Raw genomic sequence first — 16977 nt, 5'->3', positions numbered from 1 at the left:
TGTTGAAAAACATGGCCTTTTTTGTTTTCCGCAGCAGCCCGCAGGGCCGGCCGGTGCGTGATCGCGTTTTGCGCTATCCTGAATGCATCACATCAGGAGCACCTTCCCATGACCTGTACCTCCGCCTTGCGCCATATCGTCCTGTGCGACTTCCTCGATGGCATTACGTCTGCCAAGCACGCCGAGCTCATCTACGAGTTCTCCCAGCTGAAACACCGCATACCCGGCGTGCGGCAATTTGAATGGGGGCCGAACGTCAGCCCGGAAGGCCTCGATGACGGTTTTACCGATTGCTTTACCCTGACTTTCGACGACGCCGCCGGGCGCGATGTGTATCTGACCCATCCGGCCCATCTGACGTTTGTCGAGCAGCTCAAGCCATGGCTGGGTCGGGTGCTGGTGTTTGACTACTACCCGCAAGAGCAACCAGGCTGACCGCTGCCGGGCGGGGTGACGCCGGAAACTACACATTTTTCTGGCGGAAATCTGGACAGCGGAAAATTTCCCCTATAGAATGCGGCCTCTTTTCCCTGATAGCTCAGTTGGTAGAGCGACGGACTGTTAATCCGCAGGTCCCTGGTTCGAGTCCAGGTCGGGGAGCCAGAACATGCAGCAGCAAAAAGCCCAGCCTTAACCGGTTGGGCTTTTTGCGTTTCAGGGCGCAGTTTATTTGTGCGCGTGGTGACGCTGCCGCGTGAGTTGCATGGGGTGGCGAGCACTTTGCGCAGGCAGGCGCAGCGTGCCAGTTGCGGTGTGGCGGCACTATGGCGCGCGCCATTCCAGTTGCTCTTGCACCGCGTTTTCCCCGCGCAGGCGAAAATCCAGCCACCGGTACAGTGCGCGCGCGGCGGCGTTGTTTTTGTTGACGGCAAGGTGGATTTGCCATTGCTGCGCGCCCGCTTGCGCCTGCAGGGCGCGCAGCACGGCGCTGCCGGCGCCCTGGCCTTGCGCGGCGGGCACGATGGCGATATCGACCAGGTGCAGCACCTGATCCTGGCGATCCAGGATCAGGCGGCCGACAGGGGTGTCGCCGTGCTGCAGCACCAGGTATGCCGCGTGCGGATACGCCTGGCGATAGGCGTGGCTTTGCATGCGGCGCTGCATGCTGATCAATTGTTCGATGACGGCGGGCTCGGCCGGCATCTGGCGCAGGTCGTCGCGCGTGGAGCTGTACAGCGCGGCGGCAAAGCCATCGTCGTCGTCGCGCTGGAGGCGCAACTGGTAGGGGGCGGGCAAGCTGGCGAGGACCAGGGCGAGCTCGGAAAGCGGCAAGGCGTGCATCGGTGCTCCGGTAGGTGGTTGCGGATGGCGGCGAATGGTGGCAATGGCGCAAACGTGCATACATTGGCCATGTTGCCGATTTTTTCGCGTGCTTGCAATCATTTCAAGGGCGCCGCCATGCTTGCTGCCTATGCCCCGCCTGGGCGTCCAAGACTGGTGTTTTGCCTGAGTGAAAAGCGAAATTGCAAAGGCCGATGCTTGGGAGTAGTACTACATCGGCAAACAATTTATTTATGTAGGATAATATGGAACCGGTTCCATGCGCGCAAATGCCATGTAGCGCTATCATCTAAGTCAACAAAACAACAAGTCTTGCGGGAGTCTCATGAACCATTCAGGCAGCGATCCATCTGCAACATCCGTTTCAGTCCTTCCTCGCCTCAGCCGCCGTCACGCCCTGATCGGCCTGGCCGCCTTGCTGGCGCAGGCCGGTTTCTGGAGCAATCCCTTGTCGGCCGCCATGCAGGCGCCGGCCAGCGCTCCGGCGCCTGGCCCGGCGCCCGCCAGCATGCTGTTTTACACCTTGTCGCAATCGATCACGGGCCACCGCGATCTGTCCGCCGTGACGGCGGCGCGCATCGAGCTAGCCATGCGCACCAACGTGCCCGGTTTCGCCGAGCGCTTGCCGCGGCTCGGCGCGCTGCTCGTCACGGGCCAGGAAGCGAAGGCCCTGCTGGCAGCCGCCAGCGCCGCCGATGCGACTCTGCGCGAGCTGGCGCTGGCCATCGTCGCCGCCTGGTACACGGGCACTGTCGCCGGCAACGCGGCGCAGGGCACGAAGTCCATCGTCGTCGCGTATGCGGAAGCCTTGATGTACCGCACGGTGGCCGATGGCCAGGTCGTGCCGACCTATTGCAATTACGGTCCCCTGTGGTGGCTGAAGGCGCCGCCTGCAGTGCGCGTGTCCGCCCCCGTGGCGCCAAAACCCGTACCGGCCCCGGCTACTACCGGCACTCCAGAACCGAAAGGCAAGCAAGCAAAATGAAAGCACCCCAATTCAAGAGTAATGGCGACGTCGTCGCCGATGTCGTCATCGTCGGGTCCGGCGTCGTGGGCGCCATGATGGCCGACCAACTGGCCGCGCAAGGCCATTCCGTGATCATGCTGGAAGCGGGCCTGCGCATCGAGCGTGGCCAGGCCGTAGAGAACTGGCGCAACATGCCCTTCGAGAACCGTGTCGGTTCCGACTTCCAGGGCCTGTATCCGCAGGCGGACAACGCGCCGGCACCGTTGTATTTCCCGAAGAATAATTATGTGGAATTGTCCGGCCCCAGCGGCAGCAGTTTCCAGCAGGGCTATCTGCGCACGGTGGGCGGAACCACCTGGCACTGGGCCGCGTCGTGCTGGCGCCACTTGCCGTCCGACATGCGCATGAAGAGCGATTACGGGGTGGGGCGCGATTGGGCCATTTCCTATGATGAGCTGGAGCCCTACTATTGCCGCGCCGAGCAGGAAATGGGCGTGGCCGGCCCCAACGATCCCGCGCTGCAGTCGCCCAGCGAGCGCAGCGCGCCGTATCCGATGGACATGGTGCCCTGGGGCTATGGCGACAAGCGCTTCGCCGAAGTGGTCAACCCGCACGGCTACCGTTCCGTGCCGATTCCGCAGGGCCGCTCGACGCGCCCATGGCAGGGCCGTCCCACTTGCTGCGGCAACAATAATTGTCAGCCGATCTGCCCCATCGGCGCCATGTACAACGGCATCCACCATGTGGAGCGGGCCGAGCTGAAGGGCGCGGGCGTGCTGGCCGAGGCCGTCGTCTACCGCATCGACACGGACCAGAATAACCGCGTCACTGCCGTGCACTGGTATGACGCGAAAAAACAGTCGCACATGGCGACCGGCAAGGCCTTCGTGATTGCCTGCAATGGCATCGAAACGCCGCGTTTGCTGTTGCTGGCGGCCAACCAGAACAATCCGAACGGCATCGCCAACAGTTCCGACCAGGTGGGCCGCAACATGATGGACCATTCGGGTTTTCACTGTACCTTCCTGGCCAATGAACCGATCTGGACGGGCCGTGGACCCGCGCAGAGCAGCTGTCTGGTGGGGCCGCGCGATGGCGCCTTCCGCGCGCAGTATTCGGCCAACAAGATGATCCTGAACAATATCACCAGGGTGGGGCCGGCAACCCAGCAGTCGTTGAAGCTGGGCCTGGTGGGCAAGGATCTCGATGATGAAATCCGTCGCCGCGCCGCCTTTGGCGTGGACCTGTCGATCAGCCTGGAACCCTTGCCCGAGGCGCACAACCGTTTGACCTTGAGCAAGACGCGCAAGGACCCGCTGGGCCTGGCCTGTCCCGACATTTATTATGACGTGGGCGATTACGTGCGCAATGGCGCGAAGGCTGCGCATGCGCAGCTCGAACACATCGGCAAGCTGTTCGGCGCCGTGGAATTTCATATCACCAGCAGCCTGAACGCGAACAACCACATCATGGGCGGCGTCATCATGGGATCGAATCGTCTTGACTCCGTGGTCGATGGCAATTGCCGCGCCCACGATCACGCCAATTTGTGGTTGCCGGGTGGCGGCGCCATGCCATCGGCCAGCGTCGTCAACACCACCCTCAGCATGGCCGCGCTCGGCCTGCGCGCAGCCGACGATATCGCCCGCACCCTGGCAAGGGAGGCAGCATGATGCGCGGCCTCTTGCTGGGTTTGACCCTGGCGGCCGGCTTGCCGCTGGCCGCGCACGCCGTGACACAGGTGTCGTCCGTCACCCTGACGCCGGACCGTCCGGCAGCACCCGTTGCAGCCGCTGCGGCTGGCCCCGATGCGCGCCTGGAGCGGGGCCGCTACCTGGCTATCGCGGCCGACTGCATGGCGTGCCATACGGCTGCCGGCGGCAAGCCGTATGCGGGCGGTTATGCCATCGACTCGCCGCTGGGCACGATCTACGCGACGAATATCACACCCTCGAAAAAGGGCGGCATCGGCCACTACACGGAAGCCGACTTTGCGCGCGCCCTGCGTGCCGGCGTGCGCGCCGATGGCAGTCATCTGTATCCGGCCATGCCCTACACCAGCTATGCGCAGCTGACGGATGCGGACGTGGGCGACCTGTATTACTACTTCATGCAGGCAGTCAAGCCTGTCGATGTGCCGGCGCGCCAGACGGCCTTGCCATTCCCGTTCAATGTGCGCCTGTCGATGCTGGCCTGGAATAGCTTGTTCCTCGACAATAAGCGTTTCGTTCCCGACCCGGCAAAGAGTGCGCAGATCAACCGCGGCGCCTATCTGGCCGAAGGCCTGGCGCACTGCAGTGCCTGCCACACGCCGCGCAATGTGCTGATGGGGGAAATCGGCAGCCAGACCCTGGCGGGGGCTTCACTCGGTTCCTGGCATGCGCCGAACATCACGTCCGACAAGGTCAGCGGTATCGGCGCGTGGACGGATGGGGAACTCACTGCTTACCTGAAGACGGGCCACGTGGAAGGCAAGGGGCAGGCGGCAGGCGGCATGGCCGAAGCCATCCAGAACAGCCTGCAATTTTTGCGTGACGACGACGTGGCCGCCATCGTCGCGTACTTGCGCACGGTGCCGCCCGTGCGCGCGCCGGGGCAGACCAAGGCCGCCTTCAGCCATGGCAGCGCCGCCAGCGAAGAAGCTGCGTTGCGCGGCATGGTCGGCGCCACCGAGCGGCATTCGCTCAACAGCGGCGCCGTGCTGTTTTCCGGCTATTGCGCCAGCTGTCATTCGGCCAGCGGCGCCGGCAGCACGGGGCAAAGCTATCCGGCCCTGTTCCACAACACGGCCACCGGTGGCGCCACGCCGGCCAACCTGGTGTCGGCCATTCTGTTTGGCGTCGAGCGCAAGATCGAGCGGGAAGAGCATGAAGCGTTCATGCCCCGTTTCGACCAGCGTTCCTATGTGCAGCCCTTGACGGACGAGCAGATCGCCTCGATCGCCAATTACGTATTGAAACAGTATGGCAACCCGGAAGTGTCCGTCACCCCTGCGTATGTGGCGCAGGCGCGCAACGGTGGCGACAAACCCTTCCTGGCGCGGGCACAACCGTTCATGCTGCCGGGCGGCATCGCGGGTATCTTGTTACTGATCGCGCTGTTGGTGTGGCTGCGCCGGCGCCGCCAACGCAAGGAATAAGCGTCGCAGCGGCGGCGAATATGAACGTTGGGTGCAACTTGCAGTAAAATGCAGGCTGAAAAATGGTTACGAGCAATCGTAGCCATTTTTTATTCTGGCACTATCCTGGCGATTGTTTTCGCCTCATTTGAAAATTGACCATGTCCCACTCCCTGCATCAGCAATTTTTACGTTTCGCCGCCGTCGGCGCTTCCGGCACGGCCGTGCAATACAGCGTGCTGTGGGGCGGCGTCGAATGGGCAGGCATCAGCGCCGCCGCCGCTTCCGGCATCGGTTACATCCTGGGTTCCGTCGTCAACTACCTCCTCAATTACTTTTTCACGTTTAAAAGCGACAAGGGACACGGCGAGGCGGCCAGCAAGTATTTCACCTTGCTGGGCATCGGCTGGTGCATCAATACGGGGCTGATGTGGCTGCTGGTACACCAGCTGGGCTGGTATTACTGGCTGGCGCAGGTGCTGGCGACGGGAATCGGGCTGGTCTGGAATTTCGCGGGCAGCCGCTGGTGGGCCTTCAAACCGGCCGGCGCGCCGAGCAAGTAAAGCGTCGTTGCAAGAAAAAAAGATGCGCATAGTCCAAGACCATGTGCGCGGTTTTACCAAAACAAGGGGTTAATCATGCAGTTCCTGGAACGCTATTTCAAACTGAAGGACAACGGGACCAATGTGCGCACGGAGCTGCTGGCCGGCCTGACCACGTTCCTGACGATGGCCTACATTATCTTCGTCAACCCGTCCATCCTGGGTGACGCAGGCATGCCGAAAGACGCCGTTTTTGTTGCCACCTGCCTGGCGGCCGCCATCGGCACCCTGATCATGGGCCTGTACGCGAACTACCCGATCGCGCTGGCGCCGGGCATGGGCTTGAACGCGTATTTCTCGTATACGGTGGTCAAGGGCATGGGCATGAGCTGGGAAGTGGCGCTGGGCGCCGTCTTCATTTCCGGCTGTCTGTTCATCCTGGTCAGCCTGTTCAAGGTGCGCGAAATGATCATCAACAGCATCCCGCCCGCGCTGCGCACGGCCATTACCGTCGGTATCGGCCTGTTCCTGGCGATTATTTCCCTGAAAAGCGCCGGCGTGGTGGTGTCGAACCCGGCCACCATCATCGCGCTGGGCGACTTGCACCAGGCGGCGCCCATCCTGGCCATCCTCGGTTTCTTCATCATCGTCGCGCTGGACCGCCTGAAAGTGCCGGGCGCCATCCTGATCGGCATCCTCGCCATCACCATCGCCAGCTTCTTCTTCGGCGGCAACCAGTTCAACGGCATAGTCTCGGCGCCGCCTGCCATCGAGCCGACCCTGTTCAAACTCGACATCATGGGCGCGCTGTCGATCGGCATCGTCAACGTGGTACTGGTGTTTTTCCTGGTTGAATTGTTCGATGCGACGGGTACCTTGATGGGCGTGGCCAACCGTGCCGGCTTGTTGAAAGACGGCAAGATGGAGCGCATGAACAAGGCCTTGCTGGCTGACAGCACGGCGATTGCCGCCGGCGCCTGCCTGGGCACGTCCAGCACCACGGCCTTCGTCGAGAGCGCGGCTGGCGTGCAGGCTGGCGGGCGCACGGGCTTGACGGCCGTGGCCGTTGCGCTGCTGTTCCTGGGCAGCCTGTTCTTCGCCCCGCTGGCGCACACGGTGCCGCCGTACGCGACGGCCCCCGCGCTGCTGTACGTGGCTTGTTTGATGCTGCGCGAACTGACCTATATCGACTGGGATGACAGCACGGAAAGCATTCCTGCCGCCATCACGGCGCTGATGATGCCGTTTACCTATTCGGTGGCCAGCGGCGTCGCCTTCGGCTTCATCACCTATGCGGTATTGAAGTTGTTGACGGGCAAGGGCAAGCAGGTCTCCGTGGTGGCTTACATCATCGCCGCCATCTTCCTGTTCAAGTTTATCTATTTGCACGAATAACCGGGAGAGCAGGGCAGGCGTCGGCAAGCAGTTGCCGTCGCAACGACAAGGCCGCCCGTGCATCAGCAAGGGCGGCCTTTTTTGATGGAGCAGCTTGATGGCGCAGCTTACATCAGCAGCGCCGCCACCAGGTCTTTCCTGGCGTTGCCGGTGCTGCCGTCGAAGCGCAAGGCCGCTTCCACGTGTGCCAGGTGTTCGACCATCAGGCGCGCCGCCAGGTCGGCATCGCCGCTGCGCGCCGCCTCGAGAAAGCGGCCGTGTTCGTCGCACGAGCAGGCGGCAGCGTGGCCGGACTGGTACAGCATGGTGATGAGCGAGCTGCGGCCCACCAGTTCGCGCACGATGTCGCGCAGGACGGCGTTGCCGGCGATATCGGCCAGCAAGACGTGGAAGTCGCCCAGCAGTTGCGAGCGCAGTGGCGTCGCTTGCGCCAGCGCCTGGCGTTCCGCTTTCAGGTGCCGTTCCAGCATCCTGAAATCGGCGGCTTTGGCCCGCGCAACGAATTCGCGCGCCAAGGCCGCTTCGATGATGCGCCGCGCGGCAAAGATGTCGCGTGCCTCCGCTTCCGTCGGCTGGCTGACGAAGGCACCCTTGTCGGGCACCATGCGGATGAGTTTATCCTTGGACAGAATCAGCAGGGCGGCGCGGATCTTGGTGCGGCTAACGCCATACAGCCGGCACAGCGCCTCTTCGCGCAGCCGTGTACCGGGCGGCAATTGGCGCGCCACGATGGCGACCGCCATATGCTCGGCAATTTCTGCCGAACTGTCGCCGCTGCCGGGCTTGTCAACCAGGGGTGCGCTTGATTCTGTCATATCGGCCGAGAGCAGTAAACCAGGGGCAAGGTGAAACTTGCAAGTGCATGTCCGGGCGGCGGCGTGGTTGACGCCCCGTTGCCGGCATGCCGTTGTGCGCCTTCCGTATCGGCAAGGCCTGGCTATTCTACTATCTTGCGTGTTGCCGCGCAGACGGACCCAGCCACCTGGCGACGCTTGTGTCCTGGCGGCGTCTTTTTCTGGCCATGCGGATTGAAACTGGACATGCGAAATTTTGACGTATATAATTCGGCCTCCTTTCCCTGATAGCTCAGTTGGTAGAGCGACGGACTGTTAATCCGCAGGTCCCTGGTTCGAGTCCAGGTCGGGGAGCCAGAACAAGCAGTAGCAAAGGGCCACGTGGCAACACGTGGCCCTTTTGTCATGCGCGCACGGTTTCCCATCCACGCTTGCCATCGCTTCTGTGTCTTGGCGATGCGCGCGATGCCGGCCCGCTGGTGGCAGGGGCACGCGCAGTGTTTGCCGGATCAGGGATCGACAAACACATCGAAACGGACCTTCAGCGGACTGCCCCAGGAAATATCCACCCAGGCACGGAAGCCGCCGTTATACGGGGCGATGTTGTACACGGCCATGCGGGCGGCGCCGATGAAACGGTCCTGGGCATTCGCGCCATATTCGCTGATGTTGAGCAGCACGCGCGAATTGGCCTTCACGTTGGCATTGGTGAAGTTGACCGAAGGATGCACGCCATTGGCGCTCCACGTGTAATAGGTGGTGAAGGCGGCGGTGCTCAAGTTCAAGTCTTGTGCGGCCGCGCCCTTGGCGCTTTTTCCTTCCTGCTCCATCGGCAGATCGGTAGTTTCCAGGGCCAGGTTGCTACCGGTGCGATGTTCTACTTTCATATCCATGATGTACTCCTGATCGATAGTTTGGACGCCGCACCTGTCGTCGTGCGGCAAGACGCCTTATCTGTTGCCGTGACGACCAGTGTCACTTCCTGGCTGATAAGGTAGCCGTCTGCTCCATGCTGTTGGAATGAACCATTCTAGGCAAACGAAGGGACAAAAAGTACGCAGCGCAGCCGGAAAAACGGCGCTAACTTGTGCTGGCGCAAACTCCTTGCAGGCAAGCCGCAAGATTTTTTCCCGTAGTCTATTTTTACGGGGCGCCACGCATGCCGGGCAGGACAATGGCACAATAGGCGCAGCCGACCTGTCGAGCGGAACGTCTTGCGAGCCTAGCCCATGCCGATACTGAACCTGAGTGCCGAAACCGATATCTATTACGAATTGATCGAGGGCGATCTTGCCAAGCCCTGCCTGGTATTCCTGCACGAGGGGCTCGGTTGTTGTGCGATGTGGAAAGATTTTCCCGCGCAGCTATGCCAGGCGACGGGTTGCCGCGGCTTGCTGTATGACCGCCACGGTTATGGGCAGTCGTCGCCGCTGGCGGCGCGCCGCCAACTGCATTATCTGCATGACTACGCGCTGTGCGAGCTGCCGCGGGTGCTCGCGGCACTGCTGCCGGGGCAGGACCATTTTCTGATCGGCCACTCCGATGGCGGCAGCATCGCCCTGATCTATGCGGCGCAGCAGCCGCCGCGCTTGCGCGGCATTATCACCGAAGCGGCGCACGTATTTGTCGAGGGCATCACGCTCGATGGCATCCGTGTGGCGGACGCGGCGTTTGGTGAGGGCAAGCTGCGGGCGCTGGCGAAATACCATGGCGACAAGACGGAAACCATCTTCAAGGCCTGGTCGGATACTTGGCTCAGCTATGGATTCCAGTTCTGGAACATCGAGTATCTGCTGCCCTCCGTCGAATGCCCGGCGCTGGTGGTGCAGGGCGGCGAGGACCAGTACGGCAGCGCGGCCCAGGTCGATACGATCGTGGCGCAGGCGCTCAACGCCGTACCCGCCATGGTCGAGCAGTGCGGCCATACGCCGCACCAGGAGCAGCCGCAGGCATTGCTGGCGCTGATGGAAGGCTTTTTACAAGGCCGCATGGACGCGGCCACTCACCCGAGAAGCATAGGATAGACCGCCTGGATCATCTGGTATTGACCACCCGCGACAAGCCGGCCTGACGTACCGTCGGGCGCGTCGGCCTCAATGGCAGGCAGGATCGCTGTCCCAGCGGCCCGAGCAGATGCGCGAGCGGCACAGCATGCCTTCGATGAGGCCCAGCTGCTTGCAGCGCTGCAACAGTTCCGCCGTTTCGTCTTCCTGCCTGCGCTGCACCACATCGCGCACGGGTTTTGCTAGGCCTTCTTGCCGGTGCGCATGGGCCACCATGGCCGTCAGCAAGGCGACATCACTGTCGCCTTGCGCGGCAGCCGGCCTCGCCCCCTGTGGGCGCGCGGACGGTGGCGCCTTGCGCGGTGCACTCGGCCTCGCCGCTGCTGTCTTGGCGGAGGCCGCAGGCAAGGGCGGGCCCGCCGTATTGACGATGGTGGCTGCCTGCGCCGCCTGCGGCAGCACCATTGGCGCTGGCATGACGGGCGCCGTCGTGACCGTTGCGGGGGCTGTCGGCAGGGGCAGGACCTGCGTGTCGTAGGCGAGCACGGCCAGCACAGCCAGGCATAGCGCGCCAGCGGCCCAGTGCCGCCAGCCAGGGCGCCAGTGCCGGGCCGGCTTGGCCACGGGCGCGGCGACGCCGTGCTCGAGTTGCGACAGGATACCCATGCCTTCGATGCGCGTGCCAGCCGCGCCGGCCTTGTCCAGCAAGTTGGGACTGCGCACCTGGCCATCCCCGGTTTTCAATACAGACAAAATATCACCTCCGCAGTGGAATAAATGCGACTGACCTTGATGTATACCGCGCCCATGCGGGCTGCGCACGCCTACGATCTAGCGATACGGCTGAGCACGCTGCCCGGCCCCGACTATCCCCGTCACGGAGCGCCCCATGTTCGTCGCCCTGGTCCTGATGTATTTCTTGCTGGCCTGTTTTGCTTGCTGGCTGCTGCTGTTTCCCGGCGGCCGCGCCCTCATGCTGCACACCCTCGTCAACCTGGGCTGGCGCATGCAGCGGCGCGCGCAGCACCTGAAGGGGGGCAGTGGCGCACGGTGGCGGCGGGCGCGGCTGCACACGGGCTCGGGCATGGCGCGTGCCCGGCAGTTGCTGTGGCGGCATCGCTGGCTGAGCCTGGCCGGCAGCGTGCTGATCATCGTGCCGCCGCTGCTGGCCTGGCTGTCCAGCGAGCGCATCGAATTGCGCGGCTATGCTGACCAGCGTCATGCGATCAATGACCAGGTCAGCGACTTGCTGAAAGGCGAGCAGCTGGTGCCGCCTTTGAGCCTGCCGCCACTGCTGTTTTCCACGGCGGAAGTAAGCGAGCTGCGCCCGCTGCTGGGCGGCGCCAGCCGCAACTGGCAATTGCTCGACCACGATTACGCGCAGCGCCTGCTGCTGGTCTTCAAGATCATGAAGGACGTGCATGGCTATGAGATGGTCTTGCTGGAAGGCTATCGCAGCCCCGCGCGCCAGGATCAACTGGCGGCGGCCGGCCCGAACGTGACCAACGCCCGGGCGTTTCAAAGCTATCACCAGTATGGCCTGGCGGCCGATTGCGCATTCATGCATGAAGGAAAGCTCATCATTTCTGAAAAAAATGCCTGGGCCATGCGCGGCTACCGTTTATATGGCGTGACGGCAGAATCAGTGGGCCTGCGCTGGGGCGGGCGCTGGACCATGATGGATTTTGGCCATACGGAATTGCCGCGACCGCGCGTGCTGGGCAAGTAAGCCGCGCCAGCCATTCTAGCGCCGCGTAGCGGCCTGATTTTCACAGCTGCAAGCTTGCTTGCGCAGCGTCAATGGCACGCCGGCGATTGCCGCGTGCGGGCGCCTGCTACTTGTCATATGTCAACGAAGGCGCGCCGCATTGCTGTCAGCATGGGCCGACTCCGCCTCGCTGCGCGGCGGCATTCCTCCTGCTTTGCGACCTCACCCTGGGCTCATCATGCTGCGACGACTCTGGCATTTCCTCACCGACAGCCGCAATCTGACCATCCTCGGCTTCGTGGCGCTGGCCGTCTTCCTGTACCTGGGCGCCGAGGTGCTGGAAGTGGCGCTGATCTGGGTGCTGGCCTTGCTGCTGCTGGCCTTTCTCACCTGGCTCGGTCTGTGGCTGTGGCGCCGGCGCCGCGCACGGCGCGCTGCGCAGGCGCTGGGCCAGGCCATCCTTAACGAGGCCGAGATCGCCGCCGCGCAAGCGGCCTCGGCTTCGACGGCCTGCAGCACGCAGCAGGGCGAACTCGACGCCGTACGCACGGGCATGCTGGCCGCCATCGAGACCATCAAGACGTCCAAGCTGGGTCTCAAATCGGGCGCCGCCGCTCTGTACGAATTGCCGTGGTACATGATCATCGGCAATCCGGCCGCCGGCAAGAGCAGCGCCATCCTGCATTCGGGCCTGCAATTCCCCTTCGCCGACGGCAAGATCGTGCAAGGTGTAGGCGGCACGCGCAATTGCGACTGGTTTTTCACCACGGACGGCATCGTGCTCGACACGGCGGGACGCTATTGCATCGTCGATGAGCACCGTGGCGAGTGGTTCGGCTTTCTCGACCTGTTGAAGAAATACCGGCGCAAGGCACCCATCAACGGCATCCTCATCGCCGTCAGCATCGACGAACTGAGCGGCGACCCCGACGTCGGCATGCAACTGGCGCGCAGCTTGCGCAAGCGTGTGCAAGACGTCATCGAACGCCTGGAAGTGTTCGCCCCCCTGTACATCGTGTTTACCAAGGCGGACCTGATCGCCGGCTTCACGGAGTTTTTCGCGTCTGCCGAGCGCAGCGAGCGCGAGCGCGTCTGGGGCGCCACCATGCCTTACCAGCGCAAGCTGCGCACGGCCGACTTGCTGGCCTTTTTCGACCAGAGTTTCGATGAATTGCACGATGGCTTGACGGAGCTGAGCCTGGCCAACATGGCGCACCGGCAACGCAAGACGATGGCGCCCGGCGTCTTTACCTTTCCGCTGGAATTTGCCGCCATCAAGCCGGCCCTGCGCGCCTTCATCGCCACCCTGTTCGAGGAAAACCCGTTCCAGTTCCAGCCTGTCTTCCGCGGCTTTTACTTTACCAGCGCGCTGCAGGAGGGCGAGCCCGTGAGTGCCTCTTCGCAGCAGGTGGCGCGCCGCTTCGACCTGGCCTTCGCGCCCAGCCCTGCCATGCTGCCTGCGGGTGCGCGCCAGCATGGCTATTTCTTGCTGGAGCTGTTTCGCAAGGTGATCTTTGCCGACAAGCACCTGGTCGCCAACTATGCCAACCGCGCCAAGCTGCGCTTCAAATATGCCGTGTTCTTTGCCGCGACGGTGTCGCTCGGTGCCTGCCTGGGCGGCTGGAGCTGGTCCTACCTGGGCAACCGGCAACTGGTGGCCAACGTGGAGGCCGATTTACATAAAGTGCTGAAGCTGCAGGAACAGCGCCTGGACTTGCAGTCGCGCCTGGAAGCGCTCGAGATATTGCAGGACCGCATCGAGCAGCTGGAAGCGTACCGCACACAAAGGCCCTGGTCCTTGCGCCTGGGCCTGTATCAGGGCGAGTTGATCGAGCGCAAGCTGCGCGAGGAATATTTTTCCGGCGCGCGCCAGGTCATGCTCACCCCCGTGGCGGGCGCGCTGGAAGCCTTGCTGTTCGAGATGAACGCCAGCGCCGACCAGCTGCAGCCTGCGGCGCGCACGCCGCAGACGCCGGCCGCCACAGCTGCCGCGCCGCGCGGTGTACAGTACCAGGAGGCCAGCGCGACGAATGTGGAAGATGCTTACAACGCGCTGAAAACCTATCTGATGCTGGCCGATAAGACGCATGCCGAAAGCAGTCACTTGAATGACCAGCTGACGCGTTTCTGGCGCGGCTGGCTGGAGGGCAACCGGGGCGCCATGCCGCGCGAGCAGATGATACGCAGCGCCGAACGGCTGCTGACGTTTTACCTGGCGCAGATCGGCGACCCATCCTGGCCGCGCATCGAACAGAAGCTGGCGCTGGTTGACCAGGCCCGCGAAAACCTGCGCCGCGTGGTGCGCGGCATGCCTGCCCGCGAGCGCGTGTATGCCGACGTCAAGGCGCGCGCTTCGACACGTTTTCCCGGCATGACGGTGGCGCGCATCGTCGGCGAACAGGATCAAACGCTGCTGGCGGGCAGTTACGCCGTCTCCGGCGCCTTTACACGCCAGGCGTGGGAAAAGTTCGTCGAAGGCGCGTTTCGCGATGCCGCCAACCGCGAGCTGCAAAGCGCCGACTGGGTGTTGAAAAGCGCTTCCACCGACGACCTGACCCTGGAAGGCAGTCCGGAGCAGATCGAGAAAAACCTGGTGGCCATGTACAAGGCCGACTACGCACGCGAATGGCAAAAATTCGTGCAGGGCGTCGCTGTCGCCGACCTGAAAGGCTTTGACGGCGCCGTGCAAGCGATGAACCGCCTGGGCGACCCGCAGTCGTCACCGATTGCCAAACTGCTGACGACCATCTACGAGGAAACCTCGTGGGACAACCCGGCGCTGCAGAATGCGCAATTGCGCAAGGCCGAGCGGGGCATCATCGCCTGGTTCAAGGAAACCGTGCTGCGCCGCGCGCCGTCGCAGCTGACAGTCAATCCGGGCATGCATGCGCAGATCGATCCGGCCCGCCTGGATAAACCCATGGGTCCCGTGGGGCGCGAATTTGCCGGCGTGGGCAAGCTGGTGGCGGCCAGGGACAACAATGCCTCCCTGATGCGCGCCTACCTGGAGGCGCTGTCGAAGTTGCGCAGTCGTTTGAACTTGCTGAAGAACCAGGGCGATGCGGGACCGGGCGCGCGCCAGTTCATGCAGCAGACCCTGGAGGGCAGCGGTTCCGAGCTGGCCGATGCCCTGAAACTGGTCGACGAGCAGGTGCTCACTGGGATGAGCGACGCGCAAAAGCAGGCGCTTCGCCCCATCCTCGTGCGCCCGCTGATGCAGACCTTTGCCGTCATCGTCGCGCCGGCCGAACTTGATATCAACAAGACCTGGGCGGCGCAAGTATATGAACCGTTCCAGAAATCGCTGGCGAACAAGTATCCGTTTGCGCCCACGGCGCGCATCGAGGCGAGCAACCTGGAGATCGGCCAGTTCTTCGGCCCCGAAGGCCTGGTGGCGAAATTCGTCACCACTTCCATGGGGCCGCTGGTGGTGCGGCGCGGCGACGTACTGGCGCCGCGCACCTGGGCCGACATGGGCATCAGCCTGGCGCCGCAGGTGGTGGCGCGCTTTCCCGGCTGGATCGCGCCGCTGGGCGCGGGCGGCGTGGCTGCCACCTCGACGGCGGCGCAAACCGTGTTCCAGATCCAGCCATCGCCGGCGCCAGGCACCCTGGAATACACGCTGGAGATCGATGGCCAGCAGCTGCGCTACCGCAACACCCCGGCGCAGTGGACGAATATGGTCCATCCCGGCCCGCAGAGCGCGGCGGGCATCCAGGGCGCGCGCATCACGGCAGTCACCTTCGACGGGCGCACGCTGGAGCTGTTCAACGAGCCGGGGCAATTCGGTTTGAAGCGCATGATCGACGCGGCGAGCAAAAAGCGCAAGGATGGCGGCGTGTTCGAATTGCGCTGGGCGCGTGGCGAGGTGGCCGTGGCGGTCGACCTGAAAATCACCAGCAGCGCGGAAACGGCGGCGACGGGTGCGGGCGGAACTGCGGCGCTGCAGGAGCAGGGCTTTCGCGGCATGCAGCTGCCCGAGACCATCGTCGGCACGCCGGGCGCTCCCGCCACGCCCGTGCCAGCCATTGCCGCTGTTGCGGCGGCGGGAGCGGCGCCATGACGCGCGCGCAACAGCAGGTGCGCCTCGGCTACTTCGGCAAGATCCCCGCGCGCGGCGATTTCATCAAGGCTTGCGACAATCATGCGCTGGTGCAGCTGCTCGACGACTGGCTGGCACAGGTCATGAATGCCCTGACGGTGGAGCCGCGCTGGAAGCTCAATTACGACGCCTTGCCGCCGCTGCGCTTTGCCTTTGTCGGCACGCGCAGCCGGCGCGCCATCGCCGGGCGCCTTGAAGCGAGCAATGACCAGTCGCAGCGGCGTTTTCCCTTCATGGCCATGGGCGCGCTGGAAGTCGCAGACGCCGAAGCCTTTGTCGCCTGCAGCCCGCTGGCGCTGGCGCCGCTGTGGCAGCGCGTGGAGCAGCTCTCGCAAGGTATTCTGGCCAGCGCCGAGCCGGGGCCGGCGCTGCTGGCGCTGGCCGGCAACGTGATCGAAGTCGAACCGGCCGCGCCTGGCCACGCGGCGCGGCTGGCCGCTTTTTTGCAGGCGCAGACGGTGCATGGCTTGCAGACCATGCTGGCCTCGCCCGCATTCCCAGTGACGGTGCGTGAATTGCTGCTGGGCCTGGGTTTGCTGCTGCAGCCGGTGCGCCGCAGTGGCTTGCCGCGCCTGGAGAAAAGCCTGGTGCTGCCGCTGCCGCAAGACGCGCAGCTGCGTGAACTGGTGGCCAGCTTCTGGCTGCACCTGATCGCGCCTTTCCTGCGCCAGGCCGATTTCGAACTGGCGCTGTTCTTTTCCCACCTCGACGAGGCGCCGGTGCTGGTGATCGGTTTTTGCGGCGCCGACCCGCATGGTTTGCGCGCGCTGATCGATCCGCAGGCCGGCAGCGAGCGCCTGATCGTGTTCGACCAGCTCGACTGGGTTGAGGCGCAACTGGGGCACGATGCGGCGCTGCGCCGCCTGTCCGCCTGCCTGCAGCAGGAGCAGCTGTCGCTGCGCTCGGCCTGCGCCATGTTTGCCGATACCTTTGCCTGAAGGATTGCGATGAAATCTCCCATTTTCTTCCTGCTGCTTGCTGCAGCCCTTCCCTGCGGCGCCCAGACGCAGGCGCCGCAAGTGCCCCAGACGCCGATGCCGGGGCAGGTCCTCGTCACTGGCACCCTG

Annotated in this window: 14 protein-coding genes and 2 tRNA genes; 12 read left to right on the top strand and 4 right to left on the bottom strand. The window is 63.8% G+C overall.

What is annotated here, in order from left to right; genetic code table 11:
* Nucleotides 1–108: 108 nt before the first annotated feature.
* Both K0F85_RS02520 and K0F85_RS02515 read left to right on the top strand, forming a co-directional pair.
* A complete protein-coding gene (locus tag K0F85_RS02520; RefSeq protein ID WP_219114394.1) occupies nt 109–435 on the top strand; it encodes a Dabb family protein in 327 nt (108 codons plus the stop codon).
* Between the two features lie 92 nt (nt 436–527).
* Nucleotides 528–603, top strand: a tRNA-Asn gene (locus K0F85_RS02515).
* Nucleotides 604–762: 159 nt separating this feature from the next.
* Here K0F85_RS02515 and K0F85_RS02510 read toward each other — a convergent pair.
* A complete protein-coding gene (locus tag K0F85_RS02510) occupies nt 763–1281 on the bottom strand; it encodes an N-acetyltransferase (RefSeq protein ID WP_219114393.1) in 519 nt (172 codons plus the stop codon).
* A 325-nt stretch (nt 1282–1606) separates the two neighbouring features.
* Between K0F85_RS02510 and K0F85_RS02505 the strand changes: the two genes are divergently transcribed.
* The 5 genes from K0F85_RS02505 to K0F85_RS02485 all read left to right on the top strand — a co-directional run bounded on the left by K0F85_RS02505 (nt 1607) and on the right by K0F85_RS02485 (nt 7303).
* Nucleotides 1607–2266, top strand: coding sequence for a sorbitol dehydrogenase family protein (locus K0F85_RS02505; protein ID WP_219114392.1), 660 nt, complete (start codon nt 1607–1609; stop codon nt 2264–2266).
* A complete protein-coding gene (locus tag K0F85_RS02500; RefSeq protein ID WP_219114391.1) occupies nt 2263–3921 on the top strand; it encodes a GMC family oxidoreductase in 1659 nt (552 codons plus the stop codon). Before K0F85_RS02505 ends, K0F85_RS02500 begins: the two co-directional genes overlap by 4 nt.
* Complete coding sequence (locus K0F85_RS02495) at nt 3918–5387, top strand: cytochrome c (protein ID WP_219114390.1); 1470 nt, start codon at nt 3918–3920, stop codon at nt 5385–5387. Before K0F85_RS02500 ends, K0F85_RS02495 begins: the two co-directional genes overlap by 4 nt.
* Before the next feature lie 140 nt (nt 5388–5527).
* A complete protein-coding gene (locus K0F85_RS02490; protein ID WP_219114389.1) occupies nt 5528–5929 on the top strand; it encodes a GtrA family protein in 402 nt (133 codons plus the stop codon).
* Between the two features lie 75 nt (nt 5930–6004).
* Entirely contained in the window at nt 6005–7303 is a 1299-nt protein-coding gene (locus tag K0F85_RS02485) for an NCS2 family permease (protein ID WP_219114388.1), read from the top strand.
* Between the two features lie 107 nt (nt 7304–7410).
* On the opposite strand, the gene K0F85_RS02480 is transcribed toward K0F85_RS02485, so the two are convergent.
* Nucleotides 7411–8118, bottom strand: a complete 708-nt coding sequence (locus K0F85_RS02480; protein ID WP_219114387.1) for a GntR family transcriptional regulator — start codon at nt 8116–8118, stop codon at nt 7411–7413.
* Nucleotides 8119–8378: 260 nt separating this feature from the next.
* On the opposite strand from K0F85_RS02480, the gene K0F85_RS02475 reads away from it, so the two are divergent.
* A tRNA-Asn gene (locus K0F85_RS02475) sits at nt 8379–8454 on the top strand.
* 152 nt (nt 8455–8606) lie between these two features.
* Here K0F85_RS02475 and K0F85_RS02470 read toward each other — a convergent pair.
* Nucleotides 8607–8990, bottom strand: a complete 384-nt coding sequence (locus K0F85_RS02470; protein WP_257572470.1) for a hypothetical protein — start codon at nt 8988–8990, stop codon at nt 8607–8609.
* Between the two features lie 336 nt (nt 8991–9326).
* Between K0F85_RS02470 and K0F85_RS02465 the strand changes: the two genes are divergently transcribed.
* Nucleotides 9327–10121: an alpha/beta fold hydrolase gene (locus K0F85_RS02465; protein ID WP_219114385.1), complete on the top strand. Its 795-nt coding sequence runs from the start codon at nt 9327–9329 to the stop codon at nt 10119–10121.
* Between the two features lie 69 nt (nt 10122–10190).
* Here the strand turns inward: K0F85_RS02465 and K0F85_RS02460 are convergent, their stop codons facing one another.
* Nucleotides 10191–10853 carry a hypothetical protein gene (locus tag K0F85_RS02460; protein WP_257572469.1) on the bottom strand — a complete coding sequence of 221 codons (663 nt, stop codon included), beginning with the start codon at nt 10851–10853 and terminating at the stop codon, nt 10191–10193.
* 136 nt (nt 10854–10989) lie between these two features.
* On the opposite strand from K0F85_RS02460, the gene K0F85_RS02455 reads away from it, so the two are divergent.
* The 3 genes from K0F85_RS02455 to tagF all read left to right on the top strand — a co-directional run bounded on the left by K0F85_RS02455 (nt 10990) and on the right by tagF (nt 16848).
* Nucleotides 10990–11829 carry a M15 family metallopeptidase gene (locus K0F85_RS02455; RefSeq protein ID WP_219114384.1) on the top strand — a complete coding sequence of 280 codons (840 nt, stop codon included), beginning with the start codon at nt 10990–10992 and terminating at the stop codon, nt 11827–11829.
* Nucleotides 11830–12046: 217 nt separating this feature from the next.
* Nucleotides 12047–15871 (top strand): type VI secretion system membrane subunit TssM, encoded by a 3825-nt coding sequence (gene tssM / locus K0F85_RS02450; RefSeq protein WP_219114383.1) that lies wholly within the window; start codon nt 12047–12049, stop codon nt 15869–15871.
* Complete coding sequence (tagF, locus tag K0F85_RS02445) at nt 15868–16848, top strand: type VI secretion system-associated protein TagF (protein ID WP_219114382.1); 981 nt, start codon at nt 15868–15870, stop codon at nt 16846–16848. The genes tssM and tagF overlap by 4 nt, the downstream gene beginning before the upstream one ends.
* Nucleotides 16849–16977 lie beyond the last annotated feature (129 nt).

It is taken from the genome of Janthinobacterium sp. UMAB-56, from assembly GCF_900095265.1.
Classification (GTDB): domain Bacteria; phylum Pseudomonadota; class Gammaproteobacteria; order Burkholderiales; family Burkholderiaceae_D; genus Janthinobacterium.
The sequence above is the reverse complement of the archived record's forward strand: the minus strand, read 5'-3'. Positions and strand labels throughout refer to the sequence as shown.